We start from the raw sequence: 15,314 nt of genomic DNA, 5'->3' as shown, positions 1-15,314 counted from the left end.
CCTAAACGTCAAGTGTAGTGTGTATAATAAAACCTAACGTAATTTTTTTATCCGCTCCGTAGGACTAATTACATCCGTTAAACGTATACCAAACTTTTCATTAACCACCACTACTTCTCCATGAGCAATAAGTGTTCCATTCACCTTCACATCCAGTGGCTCCCCTGCTAATCGATCCAGCTCAATAACTGAACCTTGGTTGAGTTGCAGTAAGTTACGGATGGTAATATCCGTTCCCCCTACTTCCATACTGATAGTGACGGGTATATCCAAAATAACATCTAAATTGGGTCCTTCCTCTAGACTACGAATTTCAGTAGGCTCAGCAATATCCTCCAGTTCATCCATATCCATCGGCGAAGCCGTGGTTTGGAATAATTCATCAATATCTTCCTGACTGCCTTTATCTTCCGACTCCGCCAAGGCAGCAGCCCATTCATCCGCTAATGCTTGTTCATCACTCCCAGCACTTTCCTCACCATTGTCATCTTGGTCAACCGTCTCATCGGCTTCAGGGGTTTCTTCTGACATAGCCGTTGCTTGCGTATCAGAATCTTCCTGCTCTGCCTCGCCAGTATTTTCTACGTCAGTTTCAGGCTGTTCTTCTGTATTATCAGGATCATCTGCCATCCTTTAACTCCTGTAAGTCGACTGCAATGTTTTCAAGCAACCTTGTTTTATTTTTAACCGTGCAAAACGTTGTTATACCCTTCACGAAGGATTATTTAATGTCTTTCCCTAATACTTTGGTCGTTCAATTGCGCTGAGTACCTGCATTGCTAGCTTTTCTTTAGTAGCCCCCAACCGTGTCTTAAACACAGGAATATCATTCGCAGACAGAATAAAGTGCTTAGGCATTTCAAAGGGAATAATATCGCCTTCTTCCAGCTCAAGAATATCGCGCAAACGCATTTGGGTTTTCACAATGTTGGAGTTGACCTTAACATTAACGCCCAATATTTCTTCCCTTAAGGCTTTGACCCACCGCTCATCTCGATCATCCACATCACTTTGCACCCCAGCATCCAGTAACTCTCGGATGGGTTCAATCATTGAGTAAGGTAAGGTGACATGCATGTCACCCCCTCCTCCGTCCAGTTCAATGTGAAAAGTACTCACCACAATAACTTCGGAGGGACTGACTATATTCGCCAATGCCGGGTTAACTTCTGAGTTTATATACTCAAAATCAACCTTCATCACGGGTCCCCAGGCTTCCTTTAAGTCTATAAAAACCTGCCGAAGAACTATTTGTACAACACGGTTTTCTGTAGGCGTAAACTCACGCCCTTCAATCTTGGCATGCAGGCCCTCCCCCCCAAAAAAATTATCCACCAGCTTAAACACCAGCTTGGCATCTAAAATAAATAATGCCGTCCCCCGTAAAGGTTTCATTTTCACCAGATTTAAACTGGTAGGCACATAAAGGGTATGAACATACTCGCCAAACTTCATCACTTGTACACCACCCACAGAAACATCTGCACTCCGGCGTAGCATGTTGAACATACTGATACGGGTGTAACGAGCAAAACGTTCATTGATCATTTCTAAGGTGGGCATTCGCCCACGCACAATACGATCCTGGCTAGTCAAGTCATAAGACTTTATGCCATCAGGTGCCTCATCAGTTTCAGTATCGATGTCACCATCGTCTACCCCATGGAGGAGCGCATCAATTTCGTCTTGAGAGAGTAAATCTTGCATGGTGCAGTCCTCATTTAACGCTTACTACTGCATGACAAAACCAGTAAATAGTATGGTCTCAATCCCTGGCTTACCAATCTCCTGTTGCAACACCTGCTGTATTGATTCCGTAGCCTTCGTCTTTAACATCTCCTTGCCTTCAGCAGTCTGTAACGTTTGAAAATCCTCACTGGCAATTAACATCACCAAATTATTTCTAATTAAAGGCTCATGTTGCTTTACTGCCTCCATGGCCTCAGGATCCCTCCCCATTACGGTGATTGACAGTTGAGCATAACGTTGTCGACCACCTACCTGAAAATCAACGGTAAATGGCGGTTCCATGGCAAAGTAAATAGCGGGAGGCTTGACCGCTTTTTTGGAATCTTCAGAGGCTTCCTCCTCCCCTGCGGTTTCACCATTTCCCATCAACATAAACAGGGTGATCCCTGTCGCGCTGCCTAAAACGACAACCACCACAATGATAAAAATAATTAACTTCTTTTTTTTCCCACCAGACGCTTCATTATCTACTTCAGCTTCTGGATTTTCTGCCTCATCCTGATCTGCCATTTTTACGTCATTCCCTTAGTAGCTTATTGATAATGACTGTTTCATTACTATCAATAAGCATAGTGAAAAGTTGCTAATACGCTGTCTAAATAAGTTCATTATGAGTTTCCACTCTATAATCAAGCTTGGTAACTCTGTCAGAAGCCTATTTAGCGGCAAAAAAAGTGCCAACCGTTTTAAAGATTTCTCTCAATAACACAAGCATCTTTTTTAAGCATAGCACGCACTGACTGTCAGAGATTTGACAGTTTTTGGTTTCATGATTTGCACAGTCAATTTGCTAGCAATACTGCTTATATACCCTTCACGAACCATTTTTATGTGTGCTATCCATAGCGCACATAAAAACCCTTCGTTTTGGGTATAGCTTGTAACATAATTTTTGCCCATAACTATAAGCCGCGAATTACCTTCCTATGGGCTGCCACCAAAGTTTCATCAAATGTTAATTTATTGAAACAATACACTTTTCAAAACATTTGCTGTATACATGTAAAGAGCGGGATATACCTCTCTCCTCTATACTCTTCATAACAGTTATTCCCATAACAAAGAACTTTGGTTGGACTACAACTTATGACCGCTTACTTGACAGGGTTGATAGCGCTTTTTCTGACACTATCACTCCATGCTAAAGAGCTATTAGTCGTTACTGAAGAATGGCCACCTTACAATTATAAGAAAAATGATTTAATTACTGGTTACTCAACAGAAATAGTTAGAAACGTGCTAGAAAAAGCTAACATTAATTATACAATTCGCCTTTATCCATGGGCGAGAGCTTACGACCTTGCACTCAAAAATGAAAATGTACTGATTTACACTATCGTTCGGACCCCAGAGCGAGAATCACTATTTCAATGGTTAGGACCCATTTTACCTGGCAAAAAGTTTTATCTTTATAAATTAAAACACAGAAAAGATATTTCGCTTACAACAATAGATGATGCAAAAAACTTTAAAACAGCAATAATGCGCGATGATGTTACCCACCAGTTCCTAAACGCGCGTGGATTTGAAGATGAAAAACACCTAGACCTATCTGTCTCAGAAGAAATCAATATCAAGAAGCTTTTTAATGATCGTGTCGACCTTATTATTGGTAATGAAGAAAGTCTCCCCATTAGGATAAAAAATCTACAACTTGATTTTTCAAAAGTAGAACCCGCCATCTTTATGTTTGAGCATGGTTACTACATGGCACTGAGTGCTCAAACTGACGAGCGCCTGTTCAACCAACTCAATAACGCTATGAAGCAGGTTTTTACACCCAAATTCCAACAAACTCTGGCAGAGAAATACCAAGTTAAATTACTCTTCCCTACAAGTGAAAACTAAATATGCTTTACCTGTTAAGAATCATATTGTTTTTGATTATCTTACCAAACTATACTCTAATCGTTTAGATTTAATTATTGATGAAGACTTATACTTAAAAATACAACAATCGTTTAAAGAAGTATTCACCTTAGAGCTTCAACAATCCACTGCACATAAATACGGGATAACCTTGACACACTCACCTTAAAAAAGAGTTCAAACACCACGAACCCATCTCTGTCAATAGGATTAACCTTTGTATCTGGAATACTATACTTTGTGATTTATATAATCGTACCTCAATTCAAAGAAGTCTTCGATGCTTTTTGGTTCTGAACTACCGTCATTTACCTTGTTTGTAATGGATACTTATCGTTTTTATAGTATTTTTATATTAATAGGTGTAATACCTTGCATATTATTATTTATCAATCGTTCCTATGCATAAAAAAACAAAGGAAACTCTTCACAGTTGTAGTTTTTAACCTTGTGCTATCTTTCTTGATTTTATGTTTTGTGCTTGCTGGCTTATATTGGCCCATTTTCCAGCTAGGAAGCGTAGTATAGAGTCGTTATTTACTTAGCCCATTCATTTAATAATTTTTGTCTAAAAGACTATTTTAAGTCACTCTTACCAGTAATACCTAGCCTCTATGACATAATTCAAGACAAATGTGCTAATATTCAACTGCAATTAAAAAATACTTGTAATAATACTGATAAGGATATTGGAAATATGTGCACTGAATTTATCTTACCATCACAACTTTCACCCCAGTTAAAAGACTTTCCTTTTTCTGGTCGAACCATGGACTTCGAGTATAATTTTGACTGGACAGTAGCAGCAATTCCTGAAGAGACTAAACTACATGCTGTTGGTAGCCAGGATTTACCACTTGCCAAAAGGCTACCAGGTTATAAATGGGTGTCAAAATACGCTTATATAGGCGTAGGAATTAGCGCAGGAAAAAATGTATTAGGTAAAGTATTTGACTCTGTATTAGATTTACCCAGCAAAGTATCTGATGGCCTTAATACTGAAGGGCTTACAGCCGCAGCACTATGGTTGCCTGGCTCTGAATACCCTCAATTAGATAATGTGCCTAGTGATGATTATTCACTACTTTCAATGATGGATATCTGCTGCTGGGCTTTAAGTCAATATAAAAATATACCTGACTTAAAAGCAGACTTAGAAAAAATCAGCCAAGGAAAACCAATAAAAGATGGAACAAAACTCTATATCTGGGACCCACTACAGCTCAATGCTAACAGTACTGTAAACCTTATGCCTCTTCATTTTCAATTTCATGATAGGCAAGGGAATAGTTTATTGCTGGAATTTAGAAACGGAAAGCTAGAAATTACTGATAATACTGATTTAGGTGTTTTAACAAATGCGCCTTTTTATGATTGGCATTGTACAAACTTACAAAATTACTTAAACATCACTAATATCGAACCCAATAAAGAGGGCAAGCCCATTATTGGAATGCACGTTAAGGCGGCAGGAAATGGCAGCGGGACTATTGGGCTTAGTTCATCACCTTTACCAGCCGATCGCTTTCTTCGTACCGTACAAAGTTTAAACTTTGGTATTGACTGGCTTAAAGATAACAGTCAGTTTCCGAAAAAGTTACTAGCCTATGCAATCAATATTATAGCTGGTGTAGTCGTTGCACCAGGTGTATGTAAAACGAATCAAAATGAAGCCACTGGCGATTATACTCAATGGTGGGTAGTTCGTGATCCTATTGCAAAAGAGTTACATATAGCGACTTACGATAGTCTTGGAACATGGACAGTTCGTTTCAAAGACTTTAAGTTAAACTCAGGTAGTAAACCCATTTATCTTGACTTAAATGCAGCTACAGAAATGCCAACACTAAAACCATAAACAATACTAGGGCCTGTTAACACTGTCTGAATCACCACTGCCGTAGACTATTTTTTCGCCTAACAAGGCACATTTTTAGCCTAGCAAGGTACAACGAATGCCGTGTAGTCATTCGACACACAGGCCCTAATAAAAAACATGTTGAACTACATGGCCATCCAGGATGTTGGCCATGTCTCAAGCTAAGTTTGATTGATTACCTACAAAGGGGAATATCATATAAACTGAAAAATAATTGGACTGTCATTTTCAACACATTGTGTAATACCACTTTGCCTTCAGAGTTAAAACGATATCTGCTTTACTTCTATATGGATCAACATATTTCTTATAATTTTCTAATTCTGTATGAAGATTAATTCTTGAAAATTGTTCTGATTGCTTTCTCTTGATAATATCCGCCTCGTGTCTTATTTCCATCAAAAGTTCTTCAGAGGCACTTAAAAATATGGAATAACTGATATAAGGCAGCAGCTTTTCATGCATAGCATGTAAGCCTTCGATAACAAGCACTGAGCATAAAGTAATGACCTGTTTTGGCCCTACTGACATTCCAACTGAGTGATCATATTCAGCTTTCTCTATGGATTTACCTGCGAAAAACCCTTTCAAATCAGCTTCTATTTCATCTAAGTTATGTGCCTCTGGCTGATACCCACTTATTTTCTTTGCTATTCTTTTCTGTCTCGCCATTAAATAGGAGTCTAACCTGAGAACCTCAGCACTTAGCCCCAGTTTGCGCAACGCCTCTACCAGTTTACCAGATTGATAACTCTTACCCAAATCCGCTGCTCCACAGACAGCAACTACCATAGGTTTTTCTTTCCATTTTTCAGCTAATCTCTTTGCAAGCTTTTCAGTTAATTCCATTCTTTTCACCGATAAAAATGACAAGCGCTACCAAAACTTAACACGATGTATTGTGGTAAGGAGGTATTGGTTAAAGGACTTGGCTTTGTCACCTACATCATCTAGCCTCCATTATTTATCCCTCACATAATGTTCTTGCTGATCAGCTTGCAAGATTGATATGCCTTTACTATTCATTGGTAGTTAACGTTTATTCGTTTAAAATTGATTATACAGTAATCTCCCTACAGGAGACTTACACCTTATAAATACCATACTTTTTGTATGGTATACACAAATAGTAGGTTTACACAAATTTATGAAACTCAAACCTAGAGTTCCTTTTTTTGCAATCCAGCTTTGAACTCAGTTGTGCAGATTATAAAAATATCAGGCCTTCAGTTATGTGTTTCTTGATGATTCCAATTTTTTCTCAGGGAAACTTTTAACCATGTTGAATTTCCTGTTATTACTTCTGGGTGTAGCCTTGCTTACTGCTGGTGGCGAAGCATTGATACGAGGCTCATTGGCTGCTGCGAAGCGCTTGGGCGTTTCTCCTTTGCTTAGCGGTCTCGTTATCGTGGGCTTTGGCACATCTGCTCCAGAATTAGTTGTCTCTATTGATGCTGCTGTAAGTGGCCGACCTGATATCGCTATTGGCAACGTCGTTGGTAGTAATATCAGTAATATTTTTCTAATACTTGGAATATGCGCATTAATCACACCGCTTGCCGTCAAACCATTAGCACTGTTTAGGGATGCCACAACAGTTGTAGCAGCGAGTATACTGTTTTTGGTATTAGTGGGTGGAAGCGCCCTACAGCGAATGGATGCAGCAATTTTACTGCTAGCTTTACTAGTTTACCTGACGTGGGCCTACATGACCGAACGTTCCAGCTCCATACCTTCAGCAGAACTTCACAAAGCTGAAGCGGAAGAACTTTCCATAGTGCCCAGGTCGCTGTTATGGACTGTAGTCTCTGTGGTTATCGGGCTAATACTACTGATCGTAGGATCTCAAGTATTACTGACTGGGGCTGTGGGCGTTGCCCAATCCTATGGAGTTTCCCAAGCAGTAATTGGCTTGACGTTAGTAGCTGTTGGCACATCACTTCCCGAGCTTTCAATATCAGTCATTGCTGCAATCCGGCGACATGCTGATGTAGTAGTCGGCAACATACTCGGTAGCAATATCTTCAATTTATTAGGAATTCTTGGTGTATCAGCCCTCCTCCAGCCTCTCCCTGTTCCGGAGAGGATCTTACAGTTTGACCAGTGGGCAATGCTCGGTGCCGCTTTGCTTCTGATATTATTCTTATTTACAGGACGTCATCTAAACCGGTTGGAAGGGGGCCTACTGTTAATATTCTATGGTATTTATGTTGGACTGAGTTTCACTGTATTTGGCAGCTGATTTTGTGAAATAGTATCTGATCTTCCCGTTAGGAATAATTAAAGCACCCGAACAAGTATGCACTACAGGAAAGCGATACCATTCACCTGTCACATACTCCTAGTCCCAGGCAAAAGTGATGGACTAGCTGAGCATTTTAGCAAAAACTTATGGTTTTGCCCCTGTAGCTTAGTGTTTAACATCTTCGTTTAAGCTACTCTATTAAAATAAATGGAGTGTAATCTCAGAAGATTGCTAAATAGTCGTTAATAATAGTTTAACGTTAGACTTTAATATGAAGCTAATATTACTTCTCGGATTGTGCTCTTTAGTTTTAACGGCTAAAGCTGGGGATAAGGTAGTAAAAATAGCAACACTCAACGATTATGAACCATTTTGTTTCAGTCAAAAATTTGCAGTTGAAGTGATCCAGCCAGGAAAGAATTCAAAAAATCTTAAAGGTTACTCTTGGGATATCGTAAGAGAAAGCTATCACCATATGGGCTATACTATAGAACTCTATATACTACCATGGTCGAGAGCATTAGACTTTGTAAAAACAGGTAAAGTAGAACTACTATTTCCTACCGGCAAAAACAACTCAAGAAAAAAGATATTCAGATATTCAACTGAATATATAAATAAAGCTAACTTACTAATATATACACTACAAGAGAAAGCTCTTAACTGGAATGGTATTCAGAGCCTTAAAGGAATGACTATTGCTGTAAAAAAAGACTACAATTATGGTGATACTTTTAATGAGTCAAATTATTTCAAAAAGATTAACGTAAAAAAAATATCTCAAGGTTTCAAAGTACTCTTAGTAAACCGAGTTGATGGTTTTGCTGGATATGAAAAAAACTGGGATTATATAATTGCAAAAGAAAATATTAAAGGAGACTTTAAAAAATCACCTTACTTTGGATATGCCACTGAATTTGTTGTAGGTAAAAAAGAAAGTTCCTCTGTTAAGCAGCTGCTCAATATTTTTGATCAAGGGAAACGACACATAGATAAGATAGGGCTTACAGAAAAGATAAGACAACAATGGTTCCAGAAATGAAGGTGATGAGGCAGCGACACTCTTCAAACGAAAATCCCCATTAGATGAACTAGGGCCTGTTTTATAGATTATAAAGCGTCACCCCTTTTCGCCCTGACCCTCCTGCTGGTGCCGTAAAAACCTGTTCAATTTTTTGGGTATTAATATTAATCCGTTGAAAACCATTTCTTGAAATAAAAATCCAGTTTTCATGAATTCCCAAGATAGGTGAATCACTTAACGTGGTCAAATGTTGTTTAGTTTCAAGGTCAAGCAAATCATAGCCAAATGCCAGGTAACGACCGTCTTCTGAAACACTATTCAAATGTAATAACGATTGGGGTAAATAATCAAAGCTGCCAGACTTTACTTCATTGAAAAGTAAATCATAAACAATGTACTTTCCTTTTTTTATTGCAAAAAAATGCTTACCCTCATTAATTAAATACAACCCCGCATTTTTCTGATGCGCCACAATAGATAATGACTCTGTTTTAAGTGAGAATACTTTTGTTTCGTAGGCTCTATTGATCATCACCCGCTGGCTATCCGGATACCACGTAAAATGGGCAGAAGCCACTCCCTCATCGATTACTTTTCGCGCCCTAGTAGCTAAGTCCAATAATACAATTCGTTTTTTATCACTGATAAACGTATAGACTATATAACGATTATTCGGCGATCGAACGGGTTTTGATGAAACCACAACGGAGTGTCGATAATCGCCATATAACTCTTCAGCTGTCGCCACTTGTCGTAAATCAGAACCATCCAGTTTAATTGACCAAAGCGTTAACTGTCGGCGATTTTTCTCATGCGGGGGAATCCACAAAAATTGGATACGTGGTTGATCATAACTTGCAACGTTAGATAAAACCTCTAGTGGAACTTGTTGAAAAGCTGTATTTTCATGAAGGGTAAATTCACTCTCACGTTTTTCAGATGATTGACCTTCTATCTTTTTATCATTTTTGTCTGTGGTAGTGGTAGCTGGCTTATCTTGTTGAGCGTTATCACAAGCATTCATATATAAACAGCACCATACAATGATGATGTGTTTAACCCATAACAAACCGCTCGGTATTCGCATTAGGTACTCTTTACCCGATCAACTATGCTTACTAGCATTATAGAAAACGAAGAAACTGGATAGACTCGATTAACCGCCTTCATCTTCTCTCAAGGAAGAATGATATGTCAAAAACTAGCTTATCAATCTTCATTGCTATGCTGTTTTCCCTGACCAGCATGGCCAGTGATATTGTCATCCATCCTCGCGCCCAATCTCACAAAGATACCCGTTATTTAGACCTTATTACACTACTGCGTAAGGCTATGGATGAAACCACTCAGACTTTTGGTGACTACACTTTACACGCCGCTAAGCAAGTTGTTTCTGAAACCAAGTCTATAGAGCTGCTTGCCGCAGGTACCAATATTTTAACAGTCATATGGACATCATCCTCAGAAGAAAAAGAAAGCAAATTGACACCTATCAGAATACCTTTACGTAAAGGGATTCTCGGCTATCGACTCATTTTAGTCACCGAAAACACTCAAGAAAAACTCCACGATGTAGAGTCCTTAGATCAGCTCCGTGAATTTACCGTGGGCCAGGTTAAGGGCTGGGGAGATGTTGCTATCTATAAACATAATCAATTCACAGTGGCCACCAGTCCAACCTATGAATCATTATTTCAACTCGTAGCCACAGATAAAATTGCCTTATTTCCCCGAGGTATTAATGAAGTATTTAACGAATATCGCGCCCATAAAGGACGTTTTCCTCGTATTAAAATTGAAGAAAAATTACTTCTATATTACCCTTGGCCTTATTATTTTTTTGTTGCCAGAGAAAATGACAGGCTTGCCAAAAGAATAACCTCCGGTTTAGAAAAAATGATCAAAAATGGTAGCTTTGATGCCATCTTTAATCAGTTTCATCAAAAAGCAATCGAACAAGCTCGCCTTAGTGAACGGCAGCTTTTTGTTCTTGAAAATCCACTCTTACCCGCAAGAACACCGCTACAAAGGGAAGAGTTATGGTTAAAGTTAGCCGTATCCCCTGATGGGACACCCAATGAAAGTCAAGAAGTGACAACTGAGTAGATTTAAGGAGTCTGTTCATCTGATAGATTGCTTTTAATCACCCGTACTTTAAGTCCAGAAACGGCATCAGGTAAATGAGTTATCATCACCTGATCGCCAACCTGTAAAGCATCACTATGAATAAGCACTCTGGACTTTCCTTCAACTGACGTATTTCTACCCAGTAACCTGACTGGCACTCCCTGTAAAACCCCCTGCTTTACGCGATAAACCATATTATCGTTATAAATCGCTTGCGGCGGGAGTGCGGTAACATCATCTTGAGGAGGTAAATTAATTAATAACGACACAGGTCGGCCAATAGCAAGCCTTTGTGATGTACCTTCTATCTTAAAAAATGCATCTAAGCCCCCGCGCCCTTGCCTTACAGCATGTGCTAACCGTATCAAAGTAATAGGCAGTGACTGATTATCCAGCACCAACTTACCTGTGATGGTTTGCTGGCGATCCATTGCCTCTTGAATATCAGGCAGATAGCGCGATGGTAATTGCGCTCGTACCTCTATAGTTTCAGCATCGTAAAGCGTGACCAATGATTCACCAGTTAATACCCTGGCACCTGGCGCAGTATGTAAAGAGACAATTTTTGCCCGGTAAGGTGAGCGCACAATTGATCGCTCTATGTCCAGTTCTACTTGCATTTGCAGCGCTACAGCACGTTGTAGTTGTGCATTCAACTGTAAGAGACGGTGTGGATGATCGGCAATCTGAAAACGTATATTTGTTATATTCAACGCTTGCTGCGCAAACTGTCGACGAGCCTCATCAAGCTGGGTCTCTGAAGCGGCATTTTTACCACGTAACGACTGCTGCCGAGCGACACCGCGCTCAGCAATGGCTAACAAGGTTTGCTCATCCTTTAATCGTTGAAGATCCGCTTGATAGCGTTGCTGCTCTGCAGTAATACGCGCCTCAATATCTGCCACCTCAGCCTGCCGCTGTTTTAAGAGTAATTGCAAATCACGATCATCTAACTGCACTAAATGATCCCCCGGGTTAACACGATCACCTTCACGAACCTGCGTGGCTTTAACAAATGCAGTCACTGGTGCTGTCAGTTCTGTTTCATAGGGGGACTCCAGCACACCATAGAGTTCTATGACAGAAGACAATGCTTGTTTAAGCACTTGCTGGACTTTAATTTGGGTAATAATCGGTAGCTGTTCACGACGCTCAGGTGTCTTTGCTGTCCATTTTAATGCTGCAATAACACCAGCAGTCAACCCAACAAGAGCCGCAAAAAGGACAAATCGTTTCACCGCATTGTTGTACTTTTTGTTTCCATCCATGCAATAGCATCATACTTAATTTCTTTTGTTAACAATTACAAGCATAGCTGACTGCCTTTCTAGCGTCTGAACGACTGATTAGCCTTGTTAATTACCACCCCTCACTCGTTATAGCTTTCTACTATGACCAAATTTAAATAAATCAATTTAATTTATCCCACCAAAGGCTTCATACTTAAACCATCAGATCAACGATTGGTAACAACCTTTTATTAATCCAGTTTATAGCTGAGGAAAACCCATGTTAAACAATCAAGAAGGCTTAACAATCCCCAATATCAGTATTCAGGTCCGCGCAAATAATGAATGGCAAACACTGACAACAAATGACTTATTTCGAAATAAGCGTGTTATCGTATTTGGTTTGCCTGGAGCATTCACCCCCACTTGCTCATCCAGTCATTTACCTCGTTATGACGAGCTTGCACCTGTCTTCTTTGCTAATGGTGTTGACGACATATTATGTGTATCTGTGAATGATACTTTTGTCATGAATGCCTGGCAGCAAGACCAAAAACTACAACACGTTAAAATGCTACCTGATGGTAATGGTGCTTTAACAGAAGCCGTCGGAATGCTAGTGGATAAAAGCGACTTGGGATTTGGTAAACGAAGCTGGCGGTATGCCATGGTGGTTAATGATGGCGTTATCGAAAAAATGTTTATTGAGCCAGAAAAGCCTGGTGACCCCTTTGAAGTCTCAGATGCCGATACCATGCTCAATTATATATGCCCGCAAGCACAAGAGCCTGCGTACTATACCCTTTTCACCAAGGCTGGCTGCCCTCATTGTGCTCGTGCCAAAGCCATGCTTAACGAACGTGATTTAGCCTATGAGGAAATAATTGTACAACAAGCGGTAAGTCAACGTGGGTTAAAGGCGGTTACCGGTGAAAACACTGTGCCTCAGGTTTTTCTCAAAGGCCAGCATATTGGTGGGGCAGATCAACTGGCTGAATTCCTGGCTGACGCTTAAATGGTTAATGATTAGGATCGAAAGACAATATGGCCTGAGTTTTCAGGCCACAGAAACAGAACATACCCATACTGTAGTGTATGCCTCACATCAAGAGTAAGAACACCATGAGTAATGAAATATCAGTAGATGTTGCGATTATCGGATCAGGAACAGCAGGCCTCGGTGCCTATCGAGCAGCCAAAGCACATACTGACAGTGTTGTACTCATTGAATCGGGTGCTTATGGTACAACCTGCGCACGTGTGGGCTGTATGCCAAGCAAATTATTAATTGCTGCCGCTGAGGCTGTTCACCATGCAAGTCATACGGAACAGTTTGGGGTTTACACACAAGGTCCCGTTGCAATAAATGGCCGAGAAGTTATGGCAAGAGTTAAGCGGGAACGAGATCGCTTTGTAGGCTTTGTACTGGAGTCTGTGGAGGCCATTCCTGCTACGGATAAAATTAAAGGCCACGCTCGCTTTATAAATAAAGAAACCTTATTGGTTGACGACCACACAAAAATTACCGCCAAACGCATCGTTATCGCAACAGGGTCTCGCCCGTCCTATCCTGCAAGCTTCGCTGAACTAGGTGACCGCTTAATTATTAATGATGATGTATTTAACTGGGATGATTTACCCACTTCCGTCGCGGTATTTGGGACTGGCGTTATTGGCTTAGAGCTTGGCCAAGCACTTCATCGTCTAGGGGTCACGGTCCAGGTATTTGGCTTAGGTGGCGCGATTGGGCCACTCACTGATCCAGAATTACTGACTGAAGCTAATCAGTTATTGGCTGAAGAACTTGCCATTGATGCCGATGCCAATGTGACCCACATGAAGCGAGTCAATAACCAGGTTGTCATTTCTTTCAAAGATGCCCAAGGACATGAGCACACAGAGCATTTTGATTATGTACTTGCCGCCACAGGCCGTCGCCCCAATGTAGACCAGATTGGATTGGAAAATACAGAGGTAAGACTGAACAATCTGGGGATTCCTATCTTTGACCGGTTCACTCTACAGTGTGATGACCAACCTATCTTTATTGCTGGTGATGCTAACAATGATATTCCATTACTCCATGAGGCGGCGGATGAAGGCCGAATAGCGGGAGATAATGCTGGTCGCTATCCTGATATTCGAGCAGGGCAACGTCGGACAACTATTGGCGTCGTATTTTCAAACCCTCAAATTGCAGTAGTCGGCAGGTCTTATCAGCAACTGCAGGAGACTCATGGCCAATGTGGCTGTTTCGCGACAGGCAAAGTATCTTTTACTGACCAGGGCCGTAGTCGCGTGATGGGTATTAATAAGGGTAGCCTGCATGTCTATGGCGAAAATGGCACGGGCATCTTACTTGGTGCAGAAATAATCGGCCCTCGTGCAGAGCATCTAGCTCACCTACTTGCCTGGTCGATTCAACAGCGCTTAACGGTAGCTCAAATACTGGAAATGCCCTTCTATCACCCGGTTATTGAGGAAGGAGTGCGCACTGCACTTCGTGATCTGAATAGTAAATTACATCTTGGTCCAGCAATGATTAAACACTGCCTGGACTGTGGCCCAGGAGCATAAATCTTCTGGTAACAAACTCTTTGATATAACAACCAATAAAATGGATCTGTAGCGTTATACAGGTCCTGCACTTAAATGATCTACACTGAAAATATGAACTGACGTTTAAACGTATTATCTAGGTAATAAATCATGGCTAAAACTGCACAAAGTACCGCAACCAAGCAATTACCCATTTTAGTCAAAGATTACATGACAGCACACCACTTACCCTTCACCTGTGGTACACCTTTAAAAGTTGTACTTGATCGCTTGATGCGCGACCACCTAAGCGGCCTTCCAGTAATTAATGAAGACAAGGAGGTAATAGGTTTTGTGTCAGAACAGGATTGCATCAAACAGGTACTGCAATCATCTTATTTTTGTGACCAAAATGCGATTGTCAATGATGTCATGCGAACAGATGTCCTTACTGTTTCTCCCAAAGAAGATATTATTAATTTAGCTCAGCAAATGATAGCCCATAAACCCAAAGTATACCCCGTTGTTGAGAATAATAAGCTAGTCGGATTAATCACACGTACAGATATTCTCAGAGCGCTTGCTGAAAATATTACCCACTGTGTTTTTTAGCATTATTTTGAGCAGCCCTGGCATGATGAAGACTTAGTCAAG

14 protein-coding genes are annotated in these 15,314 nt (G+C 40.5%); 8 read left to right on the top strand and 6 right to left on the bottom strand.

Features of this window, described 5'->3' with window-relative positions; genetic code table 11:
- Positions 1 to 33: 33 nt before the first annotated feature.
- From fliN to KHS79_RS11980, 3 genes are all read right to left on the bottom strand, one after another.
- Positions 34 to 630 carry a flagellar motor switch protein FliN gene (gene fliN / locus KHS79_RS11990; RefSeq protein WP_084611209.1) on the bottom strand — a complete coding sequence of 199 codons (597 nt, stop codon included), beginning with the start codon at positions 628 to 630 and terminating at the stop codon, positions 34 to 36.
- A 108-nt stretch (positions 631 to 738) separates the two neighbouring features.
- Positions 739 to 1,707: a flagellar motor switch protein FliM gene (gene fliM / locus KHS79_RS11985; protein WP_027708149.1), complete on the bottom strand. Its 969-nt coding sequence runs from the start codon at positions 1,705 to 1,707 to the stop codon at positions 739 to 741.
- Positions 1,708 to 1,731: 24 nt separating this feature from the next.
- Entirely contained in the window at positions 1,732 to 2,259 is a 528-nt protein-coding gene (locus KHS79_RS11980) for a flagellar basal body-associated FliL family protein (protein WP_094786898.1), read from the bottom strand.
- A 576-nt stretch (positions 2,260 to 2,835) separates the two neighbouring features.
- Between KHS79_RS11980 and KHS79_RS11975 the strand changes: the two genes are divergently transcribed.
- Both KHS79_RS11975 and KHS79_RS11970 read left to right on the top strand, forming a co-directional pair.
- On the top strand, positions 2,836 to 3,597 hold the full coding sequence (locus KHS79_RS11975) for a substrate-binding periplasmic protein (RefSeq protein ID WP_051311335.1): 762 nt from the start codon (positions 2,836 to 2,838) through the stop codon (positions 3,595 to 3,597).
- 718 nt (positions 3,598 to 4,315) lie between these two features.
- On the top strand, positions 4,316 to 5,476 hold the full coding sequence (locus KHS79_RS11970) for a linear amide C-N hydrolase (RefSeq protein ID WP_212719219.1): 1,161 nt from the start codon (positions 4,316 to 4,318) through the stop codon (positions 5,474 to 5,476).
- 249 nt (positions 5,477 to 5,725) lie between these two features.
- Here KHS79_RS11970 and KHS79_RS11965 read toward each other — a convergent pair whose 3' ends face one another.
- Entirely contained in the window at positions 5,726 to 6,346 is a 621-nt protein-coding gene (locus tag KHS79_RS11965; RefSeq protein ID WP_212719218.1) for a uridine kinase family protein, read from the bottom strand.
- Between the two features lie 430 nt (positions 6,347 to 6,776).
- Between KHS79_RS11965 and KHS79_RS11960 the strand changes: the two genes are divergently transcribed.
- Together KHS79_RS11960 and KHS79_RS11955 are read left to right on the top strand one after the other, a co-directional pair.
- Positions 6,777 to 7,739 (top strand): calcium/sodium antiporter, encoded by a 963-nt coding sequence (locus KHS79_RS11960; RefSeq protein ID WP_212719215.1) that lies wholly within the window; start codon positions 6,777 to 6,779, stop codon positions 7,737 to 7,739.
- A gap of 274 nt (positions 7,740 to 8,013) precedes the next feature.
- Positions 8,014 to 8,784 (top strand): substrate-binding periplasmic protein, encoded by a 771-nt coding sequence (locus KHS79_RS11955; RefSeq protein WP_212719211.1) that lies wholly within the window; start codon positions 8,014 to 8,016, stop codon positions 8,782 to 8,784.
- A 61-nt stretch (positions 8,785 to 8,845) separates the two neighbouring features.
- Here the strand turns inward: KHS79_RS11955 and KHS79_RS11950 are convergent, their stop codons facing one another.
- Positions 8,846 to 9,853 (bottom strand): TolB family protein, encoded by a 1,008-nt coding sequence (locus tag KHS79_RS11950; RefSeq protein WP_212719209.1) that lies wholly within the window; start codon positions 9,851 to 9,853, stop codon positions 8,846 to 8,848.
- 104 nt (positions 9,854 to 9,957) lie between these two features.
- On the opposite strand from KHS79_RS11950, the gene KHS79_RS11945 reads away from it, so the two are divergent.
- Entirely contained in the window at positions 9,958 to 10,872 is a 915-nt protein-coding gene (locus KHS79_RS11945; RefSeq protein ID WP_051311764.1) for a type 2 periplasmic-binding domain-containing protein, read from the top strand.
- Positions 10,873 to 10,874: 2 nt separating this feature from the next.
- On the opposite strand, the gene KHS79_RS11940 is transcribed toward KHS79_RS11945, so the two are convergent.
- Positions 10,875 to 12,161 (bottom strand): efflux RND transporter periplasmic adaptor subunit, encoded by a 1,287-nt coding sequence (locus tag KHS79_RS11940; protein ID WP_212719207.1) that lies wholly within the window; start codon positions 12,159 to 12,161, stop codon positions 10,875 to 10,877.
- A 241-nt stretch (positions 12,162 to 12,402) separates the two neighbouring features.
- Here KHS79_RS11940 and KHS79_RS11935 point away from each other — a divergent pair, with 241 nt between their 5' ends.
- The 3 genes from KHS79_RS11935 to KHS79_RS11925 all read left to right on the top strand — a co-directional run bounded on the left by KHS79_RS11935 (position 12,403) and on the right by KHS79_RS11925 (position 15,272).
- Positions 12,403 to 13,137 (top strand): glutathione peroxidase, encoded by a 735-nt coding sequence (locus tag KHS79_RS11935; RefSeq protein ID WP_212719205.1) that lies wholly within the window; start codon positions 12,403 to 12,405, stop codon positions 13,135 to 13,137.
- Between the two features lie 107 nt (positions 13,138 to 13,244).
- A complete protein-coding gene (locus KHS79_RS11930; RefSeq protein ID WP_212719202.1) occupies positions 13,245 to 14,699 on the top strand; it encodes a dihydrolipoyl dehydrogenase in 1,455 nt (484 codons plus the stop codon).
- Between the two features lie 132 nt (positions 14,700 to 14,831).
- Entirely contained in the window at positions 14,832 to 15,272 is a 441-nt protein-coding gene (locus KHS79_RS11925) for a CBS domain-containing protein (protein ID WP_051311766.1), read from the top strand.
- Positions 15,273 to 15,314 lie beyond the last annotated feature (42 nt).

This window comes from Zooshikella ganghwensis (genome assembly GCF_018263875.1).
Lineage (GTDB): Bacteria > Pseudomonadota > Gammaproteobacteria > Pseudomonadales > Zooshikellaceae > Zooshikella > Zooshikella ganghwensis.
This window is presented reverse-complemented; position numbering and strand designations above follow the sequence as displayed.

Coding starts and splice junctions, on each gene's coding strand:
- fliN (WP_084611209.1), bottom strand. CDS start 630: ATGGCAGATGATCCTGATAATACAGAAGAACAGCCTGAAACTGACGTA.
- KHS79_RS11950 (WP_212719209.1), bottom strand. CDS start 9,853: ATGCGAATACCGAGCGGTTTGTTATGGGTTAAACACATCATCATTGTA.
- KHS79_RS11955 (WP_212719211.1), top strand. CDS start 8,014: ATGAAGCTAATATTACTTCTCGGATTGTGCTCTTTAGTTTTAACGGCT.
- KHS79_RS11940 (WP_212719207.1), bottom strand. CDS start 12,161: ATGGATGGAAACAAAAAGTACAACAATGCGGTGAAACGATTTGTCCTT.
- KHS79_RS11980 (WP_094786898.1), bottom strand. CDS start 2,259: ATGGCAGATCAGGATGAGGCAGAAAATCCAGAAGCTGAAGTAGATAAT.
- fliM (WP_027708149.1), bottom strand. CDS start 1,707: ATGCAAGATTTACTCTCTCAAGACGAAATTGATGCGCTCCTCCATGGG.
- KHS79_RS11925 (WP_051311766.1), top strand. CDS start 14,832: ATGGCTAAAACTGCACAAAGTACCGCAACCAAGCAATTACCCATTTTA.
- KHS79_RS11965 (WP_212719218.1), bottom strand. CDS start 6,346: ATGGAATTAACTGAAAAGCTTGCAAAGAGATTAGCTGAAAAATGGAAA.
- KHS79_RS11970 (WP_212719219.1), top strand. CDS start 4,316: ATGTGCACTGAATTTATCTTACCATCACAACTTTCACCCCAGTTAAAA.
- KHS79_RS11930 (WP_212719202.1), top strand. CDS start 13,245: ATGAGTAATGAAATATCAGTAGATGTTGCGATTATCGGATCAGGAACA.
- KHS79_RS11975 (WP_051311335.1), top strand. CDS start 2,836: ATGACCGCTTACTTGACAGGGTTGATAGCGCTTTTTCTGACACTATCA.
- KHS79_RS11960 (WP_212719215.1), top strand. CDS start 6,777: ATGTTGAATTTCCTGTTATTACTTCTGGGTGTAGCCTTGCTTACTGCT.
- KHS79_RS11935 (WP_212719205.1), top strand. CDS start 12,403: ATGTTAAACAATCAAGAAGGCTTAACAATCCCCAATATCAGTATTCAG.
- KHS79_RS11945 (WP_051311764.1), top strand. CDS start 9,958: ATGTCAAAAACTAGCTTATCAATCTTCATTGCTATGCTGTTTTCCCTG.